The 19,398-nt window shown below is 68.3% G+C and carries 20 protein-coding genes; 5 read left to right on the top strand and 15 right to left on the bottom strand.

Features of this window, described 5'->3' with window-relative positions; translation table 11 throughout:
* Positions 1-92 precede the first annotated feature (92 nt).
* Positions 93-1,253 carry a cytochrome P450 gene (locus OG474_RS05915; RefSeq protein ID WP_405061179.1) on the top strand — a complete coding sequence of 387 codons (1,161 nt, stop codon included), beginning with the start codon at positions 93-95 and terminating at the stop codon, positions 1,251-1,253.
* A gap of 208 nt (positions 1,254-1,461) precedes the next feature.
* Here OG474_RS05915 and OG474_RS05910 read toward each other — a convergent pair whose 3' ends face one another.
* Both OG474_RS05910 and OG474_RS05905 read right to left on the bottom strand, forming a co-directional pair.
* Positions 1,462-2,235, bottom strand: a complete 774-nt coding sequence (locus tag OG474_RS05910) for an ABC transporter permease (RefSeq protein ID WP_405061178.1) — start codon at positions 2,233-2,235, stop codon at positions 1,462-1,464.
* Positions 2,236-2,243: 8 nt separating this feature from the next.
* Positions 2,244-3,143 (bottom strand): ATP-binding cassette domain-containing protein, encoded by a 900-nt coding sequence (locus tag OG474_RS05905; RefSeq protein ID WP_405061177.1) that lies wholly within the window; start codon positions 3,141-3,143, stop codon positions 2,244-2,246.
* An 82-nt stretch (positions 3,144-3,225) separates the two neighbouring features.
* Between OG474_RS05905 and OG474_RS05900 the strand changes: the two genes are divergently transcribed.
* Positions 3,226-3,960, top strand: coding sequence for a TetR/AcrR family transcriptional regulator (locus OG474_RS05900; RefSeq protein ID WP_405061176.1), 735 nt, complete (start codon positions 3,226-3,228; stop codon positions 3,958-3,960).
* Here OG474_RS05900 and OG474_RS05895 read toward each other — a convergent pair.
* The 9 genes from OG474_RS05895 to OG474_RS05855 all read right to left on the bottom strand — a co-directional run bounded on the left by OG474_RS05895 (position 3,953) and on the right by OG474_RS05855 (position 11,751).
* Positions 3,953-4,585, bottom strand: coding sequence for a nucleoside/nucleotide kinase family protein (locus OG474_RS05895; protein WP_405061175.1), 633 nt, complete (start codon positions 4,583-4,585; stop codon positions 3,953-3,955). The genes OG474_RS05900 and OG474_RS05895 overlap by 8 nt on opposite strands.
* Positions 4,586-4,717: 132 nt before the next feature.
* The gene (locus OG474_RS05890) at positions 4,718-5,395 is read right to left on the bottom strand and encodes an urease accessory protein UreD (RefSeq protein ID WP_405061174.1); all 678 of its coding nucleotides are present in this window, start codon (positions 5,393-5,395) and stop codon (positions 4,718-4,720) included.
* Positions 5,379-6,113 (bottom strand): urease accessory protein UreG, encoded by a 735-nt coding sequence (ureG, locus tag OG474_RS05885; protein WP_405061173.1) that lies wholly within the window; start codon positions 6,111-6,113, stop codon positions 5,379-5,381. The genes OG474_RS05890 and ureG overlap by 17 nt, the downstream gene beginning before the upstream one ends.
* Complete coding sequence (locus OG474_RS05880) at positions 6,106-6,855, bottom strand: urease accessory protein UreF (protein WP_405061172.1); 750 nt, start codon at positions 6,853-6,855, stop codon at positions 6,106-6,108. Before OG474_RS05880 ends, ureG begins: the two co-directional genes overlap by 8 nt.
* Positions 6,856-7,222: 367 nt before the next feature.
* Complete coding sequence (locus OG474_RS05875) at positions 7,223-8,926, bottom strand: urease subunit alpha (RefSeq protein WP_405061171.1); 1,704 nt, start codon at positions 8,924-8,926, stop codon at positions 7,223-7,225.
* Positions 8,919-9,299 (bottom strand): urease subunit beta, encoded by a 381-nt coding sequence (gene ureB / locus OG474_RS05870; protein ID WP_405061170.1) that lies wholly within the window; start codon positions 9,297-9,299, stop codon positions 8,919-8,921. The genes OG474_RS05875 and ureB overlap by 8 nt, the downstream gene beginning before the upstream one ends.
* A gap of 10 nt (positions 9,300-9,309) precedes the next feature.
* The gene (locus OG474_RS05865; RefSeq protein ID WP_405061169.1) at positions 9,310-9,612 is read right to left on the bottom strand and encodes an urease subunit gamma; all 303 of its coding nucleotides are present in this window, start codon (positions 9,610-9,612) and stop codon (positions 9,310-9,312) included.
* Entirely contained in the window at positions 9,609-11,252 is a 1,644-nt protein-coding gene (locus OG474_RS05860) for a purine-cytosine permease family protein (RefSeq protein ID WP_405061168.1), read from the bottom strand. Before OG474_RS05860 ends, OG474_RS05865 begins: the two co-directional genes overlap by 4 nt.
* Before the next feature lie 103 nt (positions 11,253-11,355).
* On the bottom strand, positions 11,356-11,751 hold the full coding sequence (locus OG474_RS05855) for a MarR family winged helix-turn-helix transcriptional regulator (RefSeq protein ID WP_405061167.1): 396 nt from the start codon (positions 11,749-11,751) through the stop codon (positions 11,356-11,358).
* Positions 11,752-11,850: 99 nt separating this feature from the next.
* On the opposite strand from OG474_RS05855, the gene OG474_RS05850 reads away from it, so the two are divergent.
* Positions 11,851-12,918: a substrate-binding domain-containing protein gene (locus tag OG474_RS05850; RefSeq protein WP_405061166.1), complete on the top strand. Its 1,068-nt coding sequence runs from the start codon at positions 11,851-11,853 to the stop codon at positions 12,916-12,918.
* Between the two features lie 103 nt (positions 12,919-13,021).
* On the opposite strand, the gene OG474_RS05845 is transcribed toward OG474_RS05850, so the two are convergent.
* Positions 13,022-14,377: an FAD-dependent monooxygenase gene (locus tag OG474_RS05845; protein WP_405061165.1), complete on the bottom strand. Its 1,356-nt coding sequence runs from the start codon at positions 14,375-14,377 to the stop codon at positions 13,022-13,024.
* Between the two features lie 97 nt (positions 14,378-14,474).
* On the opposite strand from OG474_RS05845, the gene OG474_RS05840 reads away from it, so the two are divergent.
* Positions 14,475-15,077 carry a TetR/AcrR family transcriptional regulator gene (locus tag OG474_RS05840; RefSeq protein ID WP_405061164.1) on the top strand — a complete coding sequence of 201 codons (603 nt, stop codon included), beginning with the start codon at positions 14,475-14,477 and terminating at the stop codon, positions 15,075-15,077.
* Between the two features lie 237 nt (positions 15,078-15,314).
* Here OG474_RS05840 and ligD read toward each other — a convergent pair whose 3' ends face one another.
* From ligD to OG474_RS05825, 3 genes are read right to left on the bottom strand one after another with little or no spacing between them, the layout of a single operon-like run.
* Complete coding sequence (ligD, locus tag OG474_RS05835) at positions 15,315-16,280, bottom strand: non-homologous end-joining DNA ligase (RefSeq protein ID WP_405061163.1); 966 nt, start codon at positions 16,278-16,280, stop codon at positions 15,315-15,317.
* Between the two features lie 39 nt (positions 16,281-16,319).
* Positions 16,320-17,432 (bottom strand): branched-chain amino acid aminotransferase, encoded by a 1,113-nt coding sequence (locus OG474_RS05830; RefSeq protein WP_405061162.1) that lies wholly within the window; start codon positions 17,430-17,432, stop codon positions 16,320-16,322.
* Positions 17,433-17,441: 9 nt separating this feature from the next.
* Entirely contained in the window at positions 17,442-18,632 is a 1,191-nt protein-coding gene (locus tag OG474_RS05825; protein ID WP_405061161.1) for a helix-turn-helix domain-containing protein, read from the bottom strand.
* A 261-nt stretch (positions 18,633-18,893) separates the two neighbouring features.
* Here OG474_RS05825 and OG474_RS05820 point away from each other — a divergent pair, with 261 nt between their 5' ends.
* Positions 18,894-19,292, top strand: coding sequence for a hypothetical protein (locus OG474_RS05820; RefSeq protein ID WP_405061160.1), 399 nt, complete (start codon positions 18,894-18,896; stop codon positions 19,290-19,292).
* The last annotated feature ends 106 nt before the right edge of the window (positions 19,293-19,398 follow it).

Below are 19,398 nucleotides of genomic sequence, written 5' to 3'. Positions count from 1 at the left end.
TACTGATACGTCGGATCAGGAACGCCGAATTCGACATTGCGCCAGCATGCAATTCCTCCCCGCCGCACCGGGCGGTCGGTAGCTTGGGGACGGTGACGATCGACACCTCCGACCCGTACGCCGCCTACGCCGCACTCCGCACCGCCGGACCGGTACACCGCATTGAGGGACCGGACGGAAGCCCGTCCTGGCTCGTCACCCGGTACGACGACGTTCGCCGCGCGCTCGCGGACCCGCGGCTGTCCGTGGACAAGCGCAACGCTCTCCCCGGCAACTACCGCGGTCTGAGCCTCCCGCCGGCGCTAGACGCAAACCTGCTCAACATGGATCCGCCCGACCACACCCGGATCCGGACTCTGGTCGCCAAGGCGTTCACAGCGGGCCGGGTCGACGCGCTGCGCGATCCCATTCGCCGTACGGCGGATGCGCTGCTGGAACCGATCACTGCGCACGGTGCGGCCGACCTGATCCCCGAGTACGCCGCACCGCTGCCGATCACGGTCATCTGCGACCTGCTCGGCGTACCGGTCGATGTGCGGCCCGACTTCCGGTCCTGGACCGACACCATGCTGGCACCGCCCGGACCGGACGAAGCGCGAGCCGCTATCGGCGCCATGCTGCGGTTCTTCGCCGGACTGCTCGAAGCGAAGCGCTCCGCGCCCGGTGACGACCTCACCAGCGATCTGATCGCCGCACGCGACCAGGAGGACCGACTGAGCGACGACGAGCTGACGTCGTTGATCTTCCTGATCCTGTTCGCGGGCTACGAGAACGTGGTGCATCTGATCGGCAACACCACGCTGACGCTGCTGGACGACCGCAGTCGCTGGGAGCAGGTCCGTGCGGACCGCTCACTCATCCCGGCCGCGATCGACGAGGTGATGCGGTACGACGGCCCGGTGCCGCTTGCCATTCGTCGCTTCCCGCTCGAGGACTTCGACATCGGCGGCGTGGTCATCCCGGCCGGGGAGACTGTGCTGCTCGGTCTCGCCTCGGCCAACCGCGACGCTGAGCGCTTCCCGGACGCGGACCGGTTCGACCTCGACCGGGCGGCCGGTGGACAGCTCGGACTCGGTCACGGCATCCACTACTGTCTCGGCGCACCACTCGCTCGGTTGGAGGTAGCCATCGCGCTGGATGCACTCCTCGACCACGCCCCGGACCTGACACTCGCCGTACCGCGGTCAGAGCTGCGCTGGCGCGACACCATCCGGACTCGTGGGCTGACAGGCCTCCCGGTGAAGACCGGCTGACGACTGTGCCGGTTGGCTGAAGACTGTGAAGGTTGGGTAAAACGAAGCGCCCCGGTCAATGACCGGGGCGCTTGTCCGTGTGGGTCCCGGGGGGAGTGGGACCTCCACACGTTGGGGGGACTTGGACATTAACAATCTCGCGGGGTCATGTCCGAACTATTTCGCTTCCCGCCGAAAGACTGTCCGCTGAGCGGTGCGTTTCGTGCGCTCAACGGCGGGTCCGCTTCCGGTACAGCGAAGTGGCCAGCAGCACCGAGAACACGAGGAGACCACAGCACCATTCGAGTGCGCGGATGCCGTTGTTTCCAACCGGTGCGCCGGTCAGAAACCCACGTACCGTTTCGATCACCGGAGTGATCGGCTGGTGCTTGCTGATCGGCTGCAACCACGTCGGCATCGTCTCCGCCGGCACGAACGCACTACTGAGGTAGGGCAGGAACAGCATGAAGAAACTCATCGTGCTGGCGGACTCCACCGACCGCGCGATCACTCCGAGTCCAGCGGCCAGCCATGACAGCGCAACGACGTACAGAAGCAGTAGTCCGATCGCAGCGAGCCACTCACCGACGTTGGCGTTCGGCCGGAAGCCCATGGCGAGTGCGGCCAGTACGACGATCGCTGTCGACAACGCGTTGCGCGCGACGCTCGCTGCGACGTGGCCGGTGAGCACGGAGATGCTGCGGATCGGCAGTGAGCGCAAGCGATCGATCATGCCGCTGTTCATGTCATCCGCGACCGCCATCGCGGTCGACGCGGCGCCGTACCCGGTGGTGAGGAGGAGGATGCCCGGTACGACGTAGTTCACGTACTGCGTGCCGGTGCTGATCGCACCGCCGAACACGTACACGAACAACGCCATCATCAGCAGCGGGAGCAGGATCGCAGCGAACAGTGTGTCCAGGTTGCGGCGTGCCAGCCGCACACTGCGGTCGATCATCGTCGCCGTGTCCGACAGTGCGGCGGCGACACCTTGGTGTGACATGTGAACTCCTAGGCGGTCAGTGCGAGGAAGACGTCGTCGAGTGTCGGGCGGTGTGCAGAGACGCGCTCCGGAGAGAGGCCGTTGTCGCGCAGCAGGTCCAGCAGTTGATGCAGGTGCGTCGCACTGCCGTCTGACGGAACGCTCAGCACCGCACCGGCGTGCACTGCGCTCAGTACGGCGGACGCCTTCAGTAGCTCCGGCTCAGTGGCGAACCGCAGCTCGATCCGCTCACCTCCCACCCGTGCCTTCAGCGAATCGGCCGTACCCGCGGCGACAATCCGGCCGTGGTCGAGCAGCACGATCCGGTCGGCCAGACGGTCGGCCTCTTCGAGGTACTGCGTGGTGAGCAGGATCGTGGTCCCGTCCCGGACCAGCTCTCCGATCGCGTCCCACATCGTCGAGCGGCTGCCCGGGTCGAGTCCGGTGGTCGGCTCGTCGAGGAAGATCACCCGCGGCCGCGCGACCAGACTCATCGCGAGGTCGAGTCGCCGGCGCATGCCACCGGAGTACGTCTTCACGCGCCGGTCCATCGCGTCCGTGAGCCCGAACTGCTCCAGTAGTTCGCTGGTACGGCGATGTGCTCCGCTCCGGCCGAGGTGCATCAGCCGGCCGACCATGGCCAGGTTCTCCCGGCCGGTCTGGTTCTCGTCGACTGCGGCGTACTGACCGGTCAGGCTGATCACGCCGCGAACCGCGCTCGCCTGCCGGACGACGTCGTACCCGGCGACGGTCGCGCTGCCCGCGTCGGGGCGGATCAGCGTGCTCAGGATCCGCACGATGGTGGTCTTGCCGGCGCCGTTCGGGCCGAGCAGGGCGAGCACGGAGCCCTCCGGCACGCCCAGGTCGATCCCGTTCAGTACCTCGGTCGTGCCGTACGACTTCCGTACCGCGGTGGCCTCGATGATCATGATCTCCTCCTTACTGCGTATTGAATACGCTAATTAGCGTAGCAGATACGCAGTAGTGGTGGGTAAGCCCTAGACTGAGGTGGTGGACGAACTGCCGGCCGACGTGGCCCTGATGTGGAGACTGCGGGAGACCCCGCGGCGCGGGCCGAAGCCGACGCTGACCCTCGACGACATCGTCCGGGCCGCGATCGAGATCGCCGACGAGGAGAACGACCTGGCCGCGGTCTCGATGGCGCGGGTCGCCGAGCGGCTGGGCAACTCGACGATGGCGCTCTACCGGCACGTGAAGAGCAAGGACGAGCTCCTCGTGCTGATGTCGGACGCGGCGCTCGAGCGGCCCGAACCGCTACCGGCCGACGTCGACTGGCGGACCGGGCTGACGCTCTGGGCCGCCGCCGTGATGACCGCCGTCCGCAAACACCCCTGGTACGCGCGGCTCCCGATCTCCGGACCGCCCGCCGGGCCGAACAATCTCGCCTGGCTGGACTCCGGTCTCGGTGCGATGTCGGGCACCGGTCTCAGGGAGGAGGTGAAGGTCGGGATCGTGATGGGCCTGATGACGTACGTCCAGGGCGAGATCCGGATGTCGCTGGAGCTCGCCGCGGGGTTCGCCAACGACCCGGATGCCTTCCGCCAGTACGGCGCGACGCTGGCGCGGGTGATCGACCCGCGGCAACTGCCGGCGCTGGCGCGGGTGCTGGACGCGGGGGTCTTCGACCACGTCGGCGACTTCGAGCAGAGCAGCGAGCAGGACTTCGACTTCGGTCTGCAGCTCTACCTCGACGGCGTCGCCGCCTTCATCAAGCGAGTCAGCTGAGCTCGACGATCGCGTCGGCGGCTTTGGCGGTCGCGGCGATCAGTTGCGCGTTCCGTTCGTCGCTGCCGAAGGTGCGCTCGTGCGCCTCCTCCTGGCTGCGGCCGAACTGTATGTGCCGCGCCTCGAGCCGCCGATGCCGCAGCTCCTCGGACACCTCGACGTACCAGCACTGATCGAGCACGGTCCGGACTGTTGCCCACGGCATCTCATCGAGCAGCAGATAGTTGCCCTCGGTCACGACCAAGCTGACCTCCGGCGCGACTCCGATGCTCGCGGCAATCGAATCCTCCAGCCCGCGGTCGAAACGCGGCGCCCAGATCTGCTCGGTAGGGGCCTCCTTCAACCTCTTGAGCAAGGCAACGAACCCAAGACCGTCGAACGTGTGCGGCGCACCCTTCACCGACGCCAGCCCCAGCTCCTCCAGCACGGACTGCGCCAGGTGGTACCCGTCCATCGGCACCAACGCCACCTGGTGCCCCGCCTTGGTCAGCCGCTCCGCGAGCTGCTCCGCGAACGTCGACTTACCGGCCGCCGGCGCTCCACAGATCCCGAGGATCCGCCGTTCACCGCTGGTCGCCAGCTCAACCGCCAGCTCGAACGCGGCATCCGAATCAAGTGTGCGCACCCGCCGATCCTAGAACGCCCTGGCTCGCAGCCGCCCGCTTTGCGCATGGAGCGGACCGCCAACACTGACCAACCTGCTCGGCCGGGCGATTCCCAGGCTCAGCTGAGCCTGGCGTAGAGGTATCTGACAGGGTTAGTGAGTGGCTGGGGTCCGCCCGAGGTCGCTCTCGTGCTGCTGATCGACCAGTCGGCGCGCGATGGACCCGCACTCCTCCAGTTGCAGGGTGTGCGGTGCTTCAGGGAGGCGATGGCCGAGGGCGGTCACGGTGTCGACGCAGCGGTTCTGCCCGAGGATCGCCCAGCCGGTGCGGTTCTCCGGGCTGAGGTCGAGGTCCTCGGCCAGCAACAGCTCCGCCCCGATCCACGCGCGGGTCTGCGTACGCAACGTGCCGCCGACCTCGCCGTACCGGCCGAGGACGAGCGACTCGCGGATCTCGGCCGTGCACCCCGACTCCAGGCGCACGGTCGTCGAGCGGGTGACATCCGCGTCCGCGGCGACCACGAACGGTTCGCCGTACCACTGCAGGCTCGCGCCACCGGTCAGCTCGATCGCCACGTCCCACCGCGCCGACCCGCCGCGCATGGCGTACGCGACCGTCCCCGCCGTCTCGACGATCTCAAGGCGGATCGGGCCGGACACCACAACCTCGATCCGCACCTGATCCCCGGCCAGCAGCAATGCACCGGCCGCCACCAGGGCAACCCGTACGACGCCTGCCGACCCGGGGAGCCGACGTGGCGACAAGTGGTCGGTGATCAGCACACAGCGGTCGCGAACCGGGTCGGCGACGACCTCAATGCGAGTGGGCATGGGTGTGCGAAATCATGACGCCGTTCTCGTCGAGGTGCGAATGCGGTGCCATCGGGCCGGGGTCGACCGGGGTGTGGTTGCCGTCCCGGACGATCTTGGTCATCGCCAGCACCCAGTCCTTGAGCGCGGCCACCGACTCCGGGTCGTGCCGCGAGAGCGCGAGCACCGGCTTACCGTTGCGCGCCGCCTCGGCATCCTTGACCATCTGCGGTACGTCGACGCCGACGTACTGGGCGAGGTCGGTCTTGTTGACGACGAGCAGGTCCGCGCGGGCGATGCCGGGCCCGCCCTTGCGAGCGACGTCGCCACCGCCGGCCACATCGAGGACGAAGATCTGTGCGTCGACCAGCGCGGGGGAGAACGTCGCGGTCAGGTTGTCGCCGCCGGACTCGACCAGTACGACGTCGAGCGGGGCGAAGTCGCGTTCGAGATCCTCGACGGCGATCAGGTTCGGGGTGACGTCGTCGCGGATCGCGGTGTGCGGGCAGGCCCCGGTCTCGACGGCGCGGATCCGCTCCGGGTCGAGGACGCCGGCCGAACGCAACAGGCGGGCGTCCTCGTCGGTGTAGATGTCGTTGGTGATCACGCCGAGCCGGAGTTCGGCGGCGAGCTCGCGGCAGACCGTCGCGATCAGCGAACTCTTCCCCGTACCGACCGGTCCGGCGACGCCGAGCCGGAACGACCGTGTCGTGGTGTCAGGCTGTGTCGTTTCAGGCATGGAACAACCTCATTCTCTCGATGGCGTGCTGCTCGGCGAACTGGTCGATCAGTGGTGCGCCGCCGGCGGGAATCTTCTCGAGGTCGGTCAGCGGCGCGACGTCGTTGACGAGCCGTTCGATGTCGTCGTGCGACGCCGCCAGCCACGTGACCGCTTCCGCCGGATCGACCGGCAGCAACTTCAGCGAAGCGGCGACCACCGTCTGCGCATCGTCGTACGCGACCAATCGCGCAACCTGTGCCGCGGACAGGCCGGTTACCGCGCCGATCACCCCGATCACGACCGGGCGCGCGATCTCGCCATCCCTTGGCAGGTGCTGCAGTACGCCGGGCCAAACCCGCTCGGCCAACCGCAGATACGCCCGCCCCTGGCGTCGTGACGCGGTCCGCAACGCCCGGCTCGGCGTGCGCGCGGCCCACGCCGCCTCGAGTTGTACGAACCTGGGGGCCATCACAATTGCCTTCGGCCCGTTGTCCGCCGACTGCCGCGACTCTGCATCGTCAGATGTGATGGCCTGGCGATCCGGGTGCGCGTAGTGACGAGCGAGTACGGCGACCGCCGCCTCGATCCGGGTCACCGTCCGCAGCCGATCACGCGCATACGCGCCGACCTCCGCCAACTGCTTGCCCTCGGCCCCCAACCCGGCCCGTACGGCGGGCTCCAGCCCTGCCGACTGCGTATGCCCGCCAGTCGGCAACCGCCCATCCGCCAACATCAACGCAACAACCTCAGCCGAACTCACCCAACCACCCCGCGGAGTGCACGGCCGGCATTCGGCCGGTTCACGCGCTGCTGCATCCCACCGGACGCGCCGCCAGCGCCTGACCGCCCCACGCGCGCCTCCGTTGTGCGGATGCTTCCGCTCGGACCGGGACAGAACTCGCCGACCCGAGCGCCGCGCCGACCGTGATCTGCGGCCGGTCCACACGACGCGCGCCCGCGCAGGCGAGTCGGCCGACCGATCCCGCCGTACCAGCGTCTCTTCTCGCGCAGGATCCCCAATCGGCGGCTGGTTGCCACCCATTCGAGGGATCGCTCGTCAGCCGGTGATTTTTCGTCGGATAGCACCCAAAAAACACCGGCTGACGCGAGCACGTGAAGCGTGTACATCAGAACATCGCGTAGAGCTGGGCGAGGGGGAGGACGGTGGCGGGGGAGGGCTCGATGGGTTCGCCGTTGACGGCGATGGCGAACGTCTCGGGGTCGATGTCGATCGTCGGAAGGGCCGAGTTGTTCTTCATGTCGGCCTTCCCGATCGCTCGCGTCGGCCGGACGCCAAGCAGCCGCCGCCGCAACCCGAGCCGTCCGGCCAATCCGTCGTCCAACGCGGCCGGCGACACGAACGTCACGGACAGGTCCGCACCGATCGCATCCCCGAACGACGGCCGCATCAGCACCGGCTGCGGAGTCGGAATCGACGCGTTCGGATCGCCCAGCGCCGCCCACGCGATCGCGCCGCCCTTGATCACCAGGCGCGGCCGGACCCCGAAGTACTGGGGATCCCACAGCACCAGATCCGCCAGCTTCCCCACCTCCACCGAACCGATCTCGTGATCGATGCCGTGGGCAATCGCCGGGTTGATCGTGTACTTCGCGATGTACCGCCGAGCCCGTTCGTTGTCGGCCGGCAAGCCTCCGTCGAGCGCACCCCGCCGGTGCTTCATCACGTGCGCGACCTGCCAGGTCCGCGCGATCACCTCGCCGATCCGGCCCATCGCCTGCGCGTCCGACGACGTGACCGACAGTGCGCCCAGGTCGTGCAGGATGTCCTCGGCCGCGATCGTGGTCGCCCGGATCCGCGACTCGGCGAACGCGAGATCCTCCGGTACGTCGGGACTCAGGTGATGGCAGACCATCAGCATGTCGAGGTGTTCGGCGACCGTGTTCACCGTGTGCGGGAGCGTCGGGTTGGTCGAACCCGGGATGACATGCGGGTACGACGCGATCGACAGAATGTCCGGCGCGTGTCCACCGCCCGCGCCCTCGACGTGGAACGCGTGGATCGACCGGCCCGCGATCGCGCCGAGCGTCGACTCGACGAACCCGGCCTCGTTCAAACTGTCCGCGTGCAGGGCAACCTGCAACCCCCAGTCGTCGGCCGCCCGCAACGCGGTGTCGATCGCGGCCGGTGTCGAACCCCAGTCCTCATGAACCTTGAACCCGGCCGCGCCCGCCAACGCCTGCTCGGCCAACGCCTCCGCGCTGACCGTGTTCCCCTTGCCCAGCAGGAGAATGTTGAGTGGGAACGCATCCAGACTCCGATGCATCTTCTCGAGATGCCACGCGCCCGGCGTCACGGTCGTCGCCTTCGAACCCTCGCTGGGCCCGGTCCCACCGCCCGCCACGGTCGTGATCCCGGTCGCGAGAGCCTCGTGCAGTTGCGAGGGCGACAACAGGTGCACGTGGGAGTCGATCGCGCCGGCGGTCAGGATCCGCCCCTCGCCAGCGATCACATCCGTCGACGGCCCGATCCGCAGCGCCGGGTGCACCCCATCCGCGATATCCGGATTCCCCGCCCGACCCAACGCGACGATCCGCCCGTCCCGAATCCCCACATCGGCCCGAACGATCCCCCACCAGTCCAGCACCACCACGTTGGTGATCACCGTGTCCGGCGCCCCATCCGCCCGAGTAGCCGTCCCCTGAGCCATCGACTCACGGATCGACTTCCCGCCCCCGAACACAGCCTCCTCACCCCCAACAGTCCGGTCCTCCTCCACCTCGATCCAGAGATCGGTGTCAGCCAACCGAACCTGATCCCCCACCGTAGGCCCGTACAAAGCCGCATAAGCCGCCCGAGAAATCTCAACCATGGCGCTTCACCTGGATGCCTGGTACGAGGCGGTTGCCTTTGAGGGCTACGAGGTTTACCTCTCGGGAGGCTCCGGGTTCGAAGCGTTGCGACGTACCGGAGGGGATGTCGAGGCGGAAGCCGGCGGCTGCCTCGCGGTCGAAGGCTAGGGCGGTGTTGGCGTCGGGGAGGTGCAGGTGCGAGCCGATCTGGACCGGGCGGTCGCCGGTGTTCACGATCACCAGTCGCAAACGCTCCTCGGGGGTGCGATCGGCGTTGAGCACGATCGTGCCCGGCTGGGTGCGGATCGCCCCTGGTGCAGCGGCATCGCCGGGGGCGGCGGCTGCTGTGTGCGTCCCCTGCTCTTCCTGACCAAGTCTACTCGGCTCTGCCATCGGGGCCGCCTTAAATGATGGGGTTGTGGATAGTGACGAGTTTGCGGCCGTCGGGGAAGGTCGCTTCGATCTGGACGTCGTGGAGTAGCTCGGCGACGCCGGGCATGACCTGGTCGCGGGTGAGCACCTCGCGGCCGGAATGCATGAGGTCGGCGACGAGTGCGCCTTCGCGGGCTCGTTCGATGACCCAGGTACTCAGGAGCGCCACCGCTTCGGGGTGGTTGAGCAGCACTCCCCGGGCCAGCCGGTCGCGAGCGACCATGCCGGCCACGGAGAGCAGCAGCTTCTCTACATCGGAGGGACTGAAGTTCACGAATGCACCGTAGCTGGCAGGACGTGGTCGGCGACCTTGTCCGTGCTCAAACACAGCGAGCAGACTGCCGCGTCGTGGGTCTGGCAGGCGGCCATGTCGGGGCGCTCGTAGTCCTGGCGACACACGTGACACGTCAGTACGTCGCCTGACGGGTTGCCGTGCTCGTCGTACATCGGCAGGTCAAGCCCGTCGTCGGTACGGCGCAGGTAGTACTTCCCGCGGGTCACGACAGCAAGCACCGGCGGCAGAACGAGCGCGAGCCCGATCGCGACCAGTGGCGAGTACGGCCGGATCCCCTCACCGAGTCCGCCGAAGAACACCAGGATCGACACCCCGGCCGCGACCCCCATCGACACGAAGCCGACCGGGTTGACGGCGTACAGCATGCCGCGGCGGAACTCGGGGTGCAGCGGCGACAGCTTCAGCAGGTACTTGTTGAAGACGATGTCAGAGGCAACGACCACGATCCACGCCATCCCGCAGTTCGCGTAGAACCCGAGGATGGTGTTGAGGAAGTCGAACATGTTCGCCTCCATCAGCACCAGCGCGATCAACAGGTTGACCGCCAGGAACACCAGCCGCCCGGGGTAGTGCCGGGTCAGCCGCGTGTACGAGTTCGTCCAGGCCAGCGAACCCGAGTACGCGTTCGTCACGTTGATCTTCACCTGGCTGATCACGACCAGTACGACGGCCAGCGTCATCGCGAGCCACCCCGGCAGGAACCCGCGGTAGATCTCCAGGAACTGGTGCACCGGCTGGTTCGCGATCGCGGCCCCATCGTCGACCTGCGCGATGACGTAGACCGCCAAGAACAGACCGACGACCTGCTTCAGCGCACCGAAGATCACCCAGCCCGGACCAGCGAGCAGCATGGCGGTCCACCAGCGACGTGAGTTCTCGGGCGTCTTCGGCGGCATGAAGCGCAGGTAGTCGATCTGCTCAGCGATCTGGGCGATCAGCGACAGGCAGACCCCGGCCGCGAGGAGCATCGAACCGAAGTTCGCGTCCGGACCGTAGTCGAGGAACGTCGAGACCGAATCCGGGTGTGAGACCACCAGATAGACGAACGGCAGCACCATCAGGATCAGCCAGAGCGGTGTGGTCCAGACCTGCAGCGTGGACAGCACCTTCATCCCGTAGATCACCAGCGGGAAGATCACCAGCGTGGACACGGCATACCCGAGCCACAGTGGAACCCCCAGCCCGAGCTGCAACCCCTGCGCCATGATCGAGCCTTCGAGCGCGAAGAAGATGAACGTGAACGACGCGAAGATCACGTTCGTGACGACCGACCCGTAGTACCCGAAGCCGCTGCCGCGGGTGATCAGGTCGAGGTCGATGTTGTACCGGGCGGCGTAGTACGCGAGCGGCAGGCCGGACGCGAAGATCACCACCGCGAAGATGCCGATCCCCCACAACGCGTTGGTGGTCCCGTAGGCGATGCCGATGTTCGCGCCGATCGCGAAATCGGCCAGGTAGGCGATCCCGCCGAGCGCCGAGACGGCGACGACGCCGGTCGACCAGCGGCGGTAGCTGCGCGGCGCGAACCGGAGCGTGTAGTCCTCGAGGGTCTCGCGGGTGGCGGCGGACTGCGCCGGTTCCGCGGTGCTGCGATGGTCGAGCGAGGGTTCAACAGACATGGCGGAACTCCTGGCGGCACCTTCGGGCGAGTGGTGCTCCGGCGGGCCGGCGACGCTGCCGGCGGGCGATGCACCCGAATGGAAGGAACCTAGGAAGCGCGTGTTACCGCCGTGTTGCCGATCCGCTACGTTCGTGTATTTCCATCTGGAAGTAATCCGCCAGGTCGGCCTCGAGCTCCCGCTGGACGGCGCTCACCCGCGTCGCGACCGTGGATCCGACCGGTGACAGCGCCGCCACGATCCGCCGTTTGTCGGCCGGATGCACCCGGCGCAGGATCATTCCGCGCTCCACGAGCTTGTCCACGTGCCGCGTCAGACTGGCAGCCGGCAGTACGGCGGCCTCGGCCAGCACGGACATCGGCTGGCCCGGCTCTTCGTGCAGCGCGGCCATGATCCGCCACTGCTCGATGGTCAGCTCGAACTCGTCGAGCAGCTCCTGCAGACCGAGCTCGATCCGGCGCTCGGCGCGCTTGAGCTGCAGCAACAGACTGGTCGGCACGGCACCCCCTCGGTCTACCTGGTGGGAAATATAGCCTCCTCCTCGAAGATCCGCCTCCGATTCGGCGACACTGGTCGGACCCGGCCGGAGGAGGCGACTGTGCGACGTACCGACGTCGTCTCGATCGCCTTCGTCGTGCCGCAGCAAGGACCGACCGGCCTCTACGGACCCTCGTGCCTCGCCTGCGGCCAGCTCGCCGTCGAGCAACTCAACGCGGCCAACGGCATCGCCGGACGACGGATCGAGCTCGTGTACGTCGATGCCGGCCGACCCGCTGAGGTGGTTGCGGACGAGGTCGGTCGGCTGGTGGACGGCGGTCGGGTCGACGCGGTCGCGGGCTGGCACATCTCGGCGGTCCGGGTCGCGCTCGCGCGGCGGATCGGTGGGCGGGTCGTCTATGCGTTCGCTGCGATGCACGAAGGCGGTGACGATACGCCGGGAGTGTTCCTGCTGGGGGAGCGCCCGGTGAACCAGTTGCTCCCGGCAGCAGCCTGGTTGCGCGAGCATCACGGCGCACGCCGCTGGGTTGTCGTGGGCAACGATTATGTCTATCCCCGCGTGACCGGTGCGGTGGCCCAGGAAGCCTTACGGGACAAGGGTTCCGAGATCATTCACTCGGCCTACGTCCCACTCGGCACGTCGGACTTCCGCGACGTACTGGATGAGCTGCGAACGACGCCGGCCGACGGCGTGATCATGCTGTTGATGGGGCAGGACGCGGTCCACTTCAACCGGCAGTTCGCGCGGGCCGGTTTGAGCGAGCGGATGCTCCGGCTCAGCCCGGCGATCGAGGAGAACACGCTCCTCGGTGCCGGGGCTGGTGCCAATGACGGTTTGTTCGCGGCGGCGGCGTACTTCGACGGGCCGCACACGGTCGAGAGCGGTGAGTTCGCGCGGACCTACTACGGCCGGTTCGGACCGTTCGCGCCGGCGCTGAACGCGGTGGGCGAATCCTGCTACGAGGCAATTCGCTTCCTGGCTCGCCTCGGGGAGGTCGCGGGCTCGATCGACATCGGATCGGTCTCCGCGCTCCCCAGCGGTCATTTCTACGACAGTCCCCGCGGCCTGATGCGGCTCGACGGCAACCTCGTCGACCAGGACGTCTACCTCGCCGCCGCCGACGGCCTCCAGTTCACCATCCAGGAGCAGATCGCCCACATCGGCTGACGCTAACGACATGTAGTAGATGCCTGCGTACATAGGTCAGCGGGCGTGGGGTGGTCGGATCTCGGCCGATCTGGCGGACCACCTCATGTCCTTAGCGACGCGATCAGGCGAGGTAGCCGTCGGGGCGGATGAGGATTTCGTCGCCGTCGGTTGCGTGGTAGGCGGCGAAGGCGCTGGGGGAGGTGCCGGGGCTCAGATCCACGGTGTGGGGGTGGGTGGACGGGGTGGTGGGGGAGAAGCGGAGGAGGGTCTCGTGGGGGCCGCGGAAGAGGTCGAACAGGCGCAGGTGGTTGCCGTCAGCATCGATCAGGACGGCGTCGGGGGCGCGGTCGCCGGAGGTGATCGGACGGGTGTCGGCGCGGTCGCGGTAGGAGATGTCGAGCTGCCGGGTGTTCTCGCCGCGGTCGAGCGCGGACTCGTCGCCGTCGAGGTGCTTCTGCATCAGGTCTCCGCTGATGCCGAGCACGCGGGCCGCGTTGGTCCGGCGTTCGGTCTCGTAGGTGGCCAGGATCTCCTCGCGGCCGTCGGCGAGTTTCCAGCCGAGGTTGTAGGCGTCCTGGATCCCGGTGTTCAGGCCCTGACCACCGGTCGGCGGGTGTACGTGGGCGGCGTCGCCGGCGATGAACACGCGGCCGACGCGGAAGCGTTCGGCGAGCCGGACGTTCGGGCGCCAGACGGTGACCCAGGTCAGGTCGCGGAGCTTGGCGACACCAGGACCGGCGTACTGGTCCATCAGGTCCTGGAGCACCTCGAGAGTCGGCTCCCGGTGCTCCTCCACGATCGGTGAAGCGAGCTGGAACTGGTCGCCGCCGGACAGTGGTGTCAGCACGATCCCAGTCATCGGGTTCTCCGGAGTGGCGAACCAGTAGCCCTTCTCGTGGTCGAGACCGTCGGCCGCGACATCGCCGATCAGCACCTTGATGGTGTCGTCGGTGGTCCCCTCGAACGCGATCCCGAGGTGCTTGCGGACGAAGCTCGCGCCGCCGTCCGCGCCGACCAGGTACGCCGCGTGGACGGTCTCGCCGGTGGAGAGTTCGGCGATGACGCCGGTCTCGTCCTGGGTGAACCCGACGATCGCGGTGTCCAGTTCGACGCTGACGCCGTACTCGGCGAGCTTGTCGCGGAGGATGCCCTCGGTGCGGGACTGGCCGAGCATCCTGCCGTTCGGGTACGGGACGGCGGGGGTCGGCTCCTCGATCTCGGCCATCCGGCGTTCGCCGACCTTGGTGCCGCCGAGGTAGATGTCCATGGTCACGAAGGCGAGGCTCTGGCGCAGGACCTCGTCGATGACACCGAGGTCGTCGAACACCTCGAGGGTGCGCGGCTGCAGGCCGTCGCCGCGGGATCCCTCGAAGAACACGGTCGCCTTGTCGATGATGCGGACGGCGAGGCCGCGGCGGGCGAGGTCGATCGCCAGGGTCAGTCCGGTCGGGCCGGCGCCTGCGATGAGTACGGTCATACTGGTCTCCTTGGGTGAATTGTGATTCACTGAATCTGGATTCACTATGAACCTGGTTAGGGTTCGGTGTCAAGGAGCGGGTGTCGAGGAGGTGGGTGTGACGGAGACCGCGAGCCGCCGGGAACGCGCGGCGGGGACCGAGGCGGCGCTGAAGCAGGCCGCCCGGGAGGTGTTCGCCGCGCGCGGATACCTGAACACGAAGATCACCGACATCACCGCGGCGGCCGGCCGGGCGACGGGGTCGTTCTACAACCACTTCGCCGGTAAGGAAGAGCTGCTCGAGGCGCTCCTGAGGGACATGCTCGCGGCTGCTGATCAGCAGGTGCTGGATCTCTCCGGGCACGACGAGGACTTCAGCAAACGGTCAGCGATCCGCTGGCACGTCGCGATGTACTGGCAGTTCTACCAGGACCATCTGCCGGAGATGGTCGCGGTGAAACAGGCGGCCATGCTCGACCCGGACCTCGGCCGCCGCCTGCAGGCGATCATGACCGACGACGACGCCCACATGATCATCCACCTGGCCCACCTGCCGAACCCGCCGGCCGACCCAGCCGCCGCGATCACCGCGATGAACGCCCTGCTCGAGGGCTTCGCCTACACCTGGCTCGTCGTCAACCCGGCCAACGGCCAAACCATCGACCCGGAGGTCGCCATCGACCTCCTCACCGACCTCCTCCACCACGGCTTCGCGGGTTAGTCGCCGCGGCCGGAGTGGTGGCCGGAGTGGTGGCCGGAGACAGGCAACAGTTGCCGGAGACCCCGCACCACAGGTCTCCGGCCCTGAGAACCTGTCTCCGCCGCCAGCCGTCGGGGGCGTCGACACCGCAGGGTGGGCTTGAACAAGTTATGACCTGTCCACCCCCACCAGTTCCTGTTCAAGCCCCCGGCCACAACTAGGGCATGTTGATGACGTATGAGGCTTTAGAGACACGCCCTAGTCCTCCGGGGGAGGGGGCTCTTCGGCGCCTTCGCGGTCGTCTCGGTCGGCCCACTCCAGGAGTGGGGCGAGGTTGTGGGCCTTGTCGTCGATGGTGGCGTGCAGGTCGCCCAGCTCGGCGAAGCGGGCGGGGACGGTGGCGATGGTGAAGGCCTTGGGGTCGACGGCGTCGATCTCGTCCCAGTGGATGGGCGTCGAGACGGTGCCTTCGGGGTTGCCGCGGACCGAGTAGGCGCTGGCGATCGTGTGGTCGCGGGCGTTCTGGTTGTAGTCCACGAACAGCTTGGTGGGGTCGCGGTCCTTCCGCCACCAGGTGGTCGTGACATCGTCGGGCGCGCGCCGCTCGACCTCGCGCGCGAACGCGAGCGCAGCCCGTCGTACGTCGGTGAATCCGTACTCGGGCTCGACCCGCACGTAGATGTGGATTCCGGAGCCGCCGGAGGTCTTGGGGTAGCCGGTCATGCCGAGCTCGTCGAGAACCTCATGGACGGTGTGGGCAACGCTGCGGACGCGGTCGAACTGGCAGTCCGGCATCGGGTCGAGGTCGATCCGCCACTCGTCGGGCTTCTCGGTGTCCGCGCGGCGCGAGTTCCACGGGTGGAACTCGACCGTCGACATCTGCACCGCCCAGGCGACGTGGGCGATCTCGGTGACGCACAGCTCGTCGGCAGTCCGGTTGTACCGCGGGAACTTGACCTGCACGGTCTCCATCCACGGCGGGGCGCCGTTCGGCAGCCGCTTCTGATGCACCTTGTCGCCGGAGACCCCGGACGGGAACCGGTGCATCATGCACGGCCGCTCCCGCAGCGCGCGAACGATGCCGTCGGCCACCGACAGGTAGTACTTGACCAGGTCGAGCTTCGTCTCGCCGCGCGCCGGGAAGTACACCCGGTCCGGATTCGACACCCGGACCGTCCGCTCGCCGACCTCCAGCTCGATCGCCGGAGTCTTCTCCTTGGCCATGCGATCAACCTAACCGCCACCACAGACAAACGGCAGGTACTACGCCAGTCGCGTCAGCCAACCGCGCGTGTCGGGCACTCGCCCGTACTGAACGTCCAGTAGCGCGGTGCGGATCTTCTGGGTGATCGGGCCGGTGTCCTCGCTGATGGTGAGGTCGCCGTCGGGCCAGGCCAGCCGGCCGATCGGGGTGATGACGGCTGCGGTGCCGGAGGCGAAGACCTCGGTGATCTCGCCGCTGCGGACACCGTCCTTCCACTCGTCGGCGGAGATCTGGCGCTCCTCCACCTCGTGCCCGAGGTCGGCGGCGAGCTCGAGAACCGAGGCGCGGGTGACGCCGGCCAGGATCGAGCCGGACAGCTCCGGGGTGACGATCCGGCCGTCGGCGTACACGAAGAACATGTTCATGCTGCCGATCTCCTCGAGCCACTTGCGCTCGATGGCCTCGACGAACGCGACCTGCTCACAGCCGTTGGCGGTCGCCTCGGCGAGGCCGACCAGGCTGGCGGCGTAGTTGCTGCCGCACTTGGCCGCTCCGGTCCCACCTGGCGTCGCACGGACGGTGGAGGTGGTCAGCCAGATCGAGACGGGCCGGGGGCCGGTGTCGAAGTACGGGCCGGCCGGTGACGCGATGACACCGAACAGCACCTCGTGGGCGGGCCGAACGCTCAGCGCGGCTTCGGTGGCGATCATGTAGGGCCGCAGGTACAGGCTCGTCTCGCCGTCCATGGCGGACGGCACCCACACCTCGTCCACTGTCACCAGCGCTCGCAGCGCGGCGATGAACGCGTCTTCGGGGACCTGCGGCAGAGCGAGACGCTGGGCGCTCGCAGTGAACCGGGCGGCGTTGCGCTCCGGCCGGAACGCCCAGACCGATCCGTCGGCATGCCGGTAGGCCTTCAGGCCCTCGAAGATCTCCTGTGAATAGTGCAGTACGGCGGCGGCCGGGCTGACGCGCAGCGGTGCATACGCAGTCACCTTCTGGTCGTGCCAGCCACCGTCGACCGTCCAGTTTGCTACCACCATGTGGTCGGTGAACGTCAGCCCGAAGGTCGGCTTGGCCAGGATGGCCTCCCGCGCCTCAGCACTGGCCGGATCACTCCGCAGCTCCACCGCGAAGTCCCACACGTCACTTGCCGTCGCTTCTGCAGTCACCCCGGCACGCTACTCCCGACCGCGGCCCCACGACGACCCGCTGCCCACACTGCGGCCGATGCCTGCGCGCCGCGCCACCAGACGCTCGAGGTCGTGCAGACCGATCAGCCCTGGCTCGCATCGCCGCACACCGGCCAGCACTCGCTCTGCTGCGGCATATAGATACGTCGTGTGCCACTCATCCGGCAGCTCGATCAGCACGCGCAGCGCGGTGGCCAGCGCTGCCGCGCCTTGGCTGTCCCGGGCGAAGCACTCGGCCATGGCCAGCTCCAGCAAAGCCCGCTCGTCCAACCTGTCATCAGGGCAGAGCTCCAGCGCCCGCGCGAACATCAGACAGCCCGCAGTCCAATAGCCAAGGCTCGCGCAGACACTGCCTTCCAGCGCATGCACCTCGTACGGCGTCGGTCCGCCGCCGGTGCTTGCCCAGGGCAACTCGTTGGCGTGGCTGAGCACCTCCGGCAGCAGCTCGTGAGCCTCGACGACTCGGCCGAGCTCGGCGAGGATGCGTGCCCGCGCCGAGCGTGCCCTGAGCACCTGCCCCGGGTTGCGCGGCTCCTGCAGTGCGAGTGTCAGAGCTTCGTCGGCCAACTCCAGCAGTGGCTGTGCTGCGCGCCCTTCAGCAAGGTTGCTGATCGCCCCGCGACTGCGCACGCTGCTGCGCAGCGCAGGCTCGCCGAGCGCGTCGGCCAGCTGACGAGCGGCCCACCACCAGCGCCGAGCCTCGACGGCCCGCCCGCAGGCAGTCAGGGTCTCCGCGACCAGCAGGCTGAGCTCTACCTGCCGGGTGTCGTGCGCGGCCCGATCGCCGGTCTGCGGTTCACCCAGCTCGCGCACCAGCTCCGGAAGCCGCCACGCGGCGGGGAGGCTCTGCAGGCCACCGAACCGCTCGCTCTCATCGCTCTCCGGACCGGTGATCGCAAACGCACCCGGCAGCGCGGATGCCAGTTGCGCCCAGGCGGTGTCCAGCGAATCCGGCCGGGTGGTGGCGGCGACCGTGCGGGCCTTGGCGGGTGTCCGGCGATAGGTCTCGGCCAGCCGGTCGCCGGTGCCGAGCTCGCCGTCGCAGCGACGCGCCAGGTCGTCCGATCCCTGGCGTTGGCCGCGCTCGATCTGGGACAGGTAGCTGTGGTCGTACCCGAGGCGGCCGGCGAGTTGGCGCAGGCTCAAGCCGGCCGCCTGCCTGCACTGTCTCAACTGCACGCCGAATGGAACGGATTCGGTTTCGGTTCGGGCCTCGGTCACAGGATCGCCCCCGTTCGTGGTGCGGGCCCTCCGGCCCGCTCACTGCTACGCCTGGTGGTTGCGGTGCGTGTCGTGCAACCTACAAGGCCCCTCCGACAAAACCGGTGGTGCTGGAGCCGACCGCTGGTGGGTGCCTTGTTTTGTTGGGGTGTGGGCTGTTCGGGGAGCCCACTGCTCACACCTGGTGGGGCAGGTCGCAGGTGGGCAATTCTTACGGGCATGAACACGATGCGGCGGCAGGCTCGGCTCTTCCGGCTGGTGCGGCATGCCGACGCGTCCGGGCTGCGGGGGACCGGCACGCTGGCCGAGGGCGTCGAGTGGTCCGACGGCTCCGTCGCGCTGCGGTGGCGGGGGCCCTGGGCAAGCACCTCCACCTGGGACCGCGTCGAAGCGCTCCTCGCCGTGCACGCCACGGACGGGCGCACGCTGCTGCACTGGTCGTCCGACGCGGTGTCTCCGGCGCCGATCGAGCGGGTTGCCACCGCACCGCCCGGGTCCCAGAGCCCGGCGAGCCGAGCCGACCAGCCGCAGGCGGTGGTGTGGCTGCCGGCGCCGGGCCTCGACGGGCTGTGCCTGCGGTGCGGTCAGGGGTGGCCGTGCCTCAGCTGCGGGCCCTAATGTCCCCGCCGCCGCTGGCGGTGATCGGACAGCGGCGGTAAGCCGACAGGCCCGGAGCATTGACCCCGGAGTTATAAAGCCTCTCTACTAAATGCACCCCAACCGC

The sequence above is a fragment of the Kribbella sp. NBC_01505 genome, from assembly GCF_045040285.1.
Classification (GTDB): Bacteria; Actinomycetota; Actinomycetes; order Propionibacteriales; family Kribbellaceae; genus Kribbella.
The sequence above is the reverse complement of the archived record's forward strand: the minus strand, read 5'-3'. Positions and strand labels throughout refer to the sequence as shown.

Coding starts and splice junctions, on each gene's coding strand:
- OG474_RS05910 (WP_405061178.1), bottom strand. CDS start 2,235: ATGTCACACCAAGGTGTCGCCGCCGCACTGTCGGACACGGCGACGATG.
- OG474_RS05905 (WP_405061177.1), bottom strand. CDS start 3,143: ATGATCATCGAGGCCACCGCGGTACGGAAGTCGTACGGCACGACCGAG.
- OG474_RS05890 (WP_405061174.1), bottom strand. CDS start 5,395: ATGCCCACTCGCATTGAGGTCGTCGCCGACCCGGTTCGCGACCGCTGT.
- ureG (WP_405061173.1), bottom strand. CDS start 6,113: ATGCCTGAAACGACACAGCCTGACACCACGACACGGTCGTTCCGGCTC.
- OG474_RS05875 (WP_405061171.1), bottom strand. CDS start 8,926: ATGGTTGAGATTTCTCGGGCGGCTTATGCGGCTTTGTACGGGCCTACG.
- ureB (WP_405061170.1), bottom strand. CDS start 9,299: ATGGCAGAGCCGAGTAGACTTGGTCAGGAAGAGCAGGGGACGCACACA.
- OG474_RS05860 (WP_405061168.1), bottom strand. CDS start 11,252: ATGTCTGTTGAACCCTCGCTCGACCATCGCAGCACCGCGGAACCGGCG.
- OG474_RS05845 (WP_405061165.1), bottom strand. CDS start 14,377: ATGACCGTACTCATCGCAGGCGCCGGCCCGACCGGACTGACCCTGGCG.
- ligD (WP_405061163.1), bottom strand. CDS start 16,280: ATGGCCAAGGAGAAGACTCCGGCGATCGAGCTGGAGGTCGGCGAGCGG.
- OG474_RS05820 (WP_405061160.1), top strand. CDS start 18,894: ATGAACACGATGCGGCGGCAGGCTCGGCTCTTCCGGCTGGTGCGGCAT.